Origin of the sequence: Moraxella sp. CTOTU49803, assembly GCF_032097965.1 — a bacterium.
GTDB lineage: Bacteria > Pseudomonadota > Gammaproteobacteria > Pseudomonadales > Moraxellaceae > Faucicola > Faucicola tetraodonis.
In genome coordinates this window covers 1-1,229 of sequence record NZ_DAMCJP010000029.1, presented here as the reverse complement: position 1 = coordinate 1,229, position 1,229 = coordinate 1, and the positions used below count along the sequence as shown (strand labels likewise).

The window sequence follows — 1,229 nt, the reverse complement described above, 5'->3', positions numbered from 1 at the left end:
TGAGTGACAAGTTGCATAACAATATCCGCTTTCGCACCTTTAATGTTATTGATGATTGTAACCGAGAGGTGTTAGGCATTGATATTGGTACGAGCATCCCATCTTTACGGGTGATTCGCTATTTGGATCAGTTAGCCGAGTGCCATGGCTATCCCAACAAGATTCGCGTTGATAATGGCAGTGAGTTTACCTCAAGTATCTTCACGGATTGGGCAGCAGCGCATGGTATTTTGGTTGATTACATTAAGCCTGGCTGCCCATACCAAAATGCGTATATTGAGCGATTCAATCGTAGCTATCGAAATGAGGTGTTAGATTGTTATTTGTTCAATAATTTAAATGAGGTTAGACAATTAACCGATGAATGGATCGAGGTTTATAACCACGAACGACCGCATGATTCATTGAATGATATGACGCCTGCTGAGTATAAACAGGTGGCTTAATTATTCTACTTTGATGTTGTTTTAAGTTTGGGGTATTTACACTTACGTATTCCGATAATTAAATATAGCATTTTTCAATAGGATATAATAGTAAAAGGCATGGTATTTGCAATCCCATATTTATGGATTAATTATTAAAAATTGATTCATTTTCAAATATATAAATTGCAGCGAGAATGCCTATGCCATCAATTAATAGTCCAGTTTACCAAGATGTCAGTGCTTTTGATGATATCGGATACACGTTTTATAGACATGGTGCAAAGGATGATAAATTTCGAGCTAAAATAGGGAAAGTGTATCTTGTTGGTGCAGGTACAGGTGACCCAGAATTACTCACAATTAAAGCATATAAAGCTATCTTAAAAGCAGATGTTATTTGTTACGACAATTTGGTTAGTGATGAGATTTTAGCGATTAACCCAACAGCAGAGAAAATTTACGTTGGAAAAAAATGTGCAAAGCACAGTATGCCACAACAAGATATTAATGGCTTGTTAGTAACGCTTGCTAAGCAAGGTAAAATCGTCATTCGGCTAAAATCAGGCGATCCGTTTATCTTTGGTCGTGGTGGTGAAGAAATGCAGACCGTAGTGAGCGCCGGCATTGCATGTGAGTCAATTGCAGGCATTACCACAGCATTAGCGGTTGCCAATAGCGTTAATATCCCATTGACCCACCGCGACTATGCCCAATCCGTTAAGTTTGTGACAGGGTTTTTAAAGACGGATACGCCGAATGAGCAATATGCTGAGTTGTTAGCGGATAATCAAACGGTGATTT

2 protein-coding genes are annotated in these 1,229 nt (G+C 38.6%); both read left to right on the top strand.

The window, feature by feature from the left end:
* The coding region (locus RT422_RS12155; RefSeq protein ID WP_313422544.1) for an integrase core domain-containing protein at positions 1-446 on the top strand (446 nt) is incomplete at its 5' end.
* Between the two features lie 182 nt (positions 447-628).
* A partial coding sequence (gene cobA, locus RT422_RS12150; protein WP_313422543.1) for a uroporphyrinogen-III C-methyltransferase occupies positions 629-1,229 on the top strand: 601 nt, incomplete at its 3' end.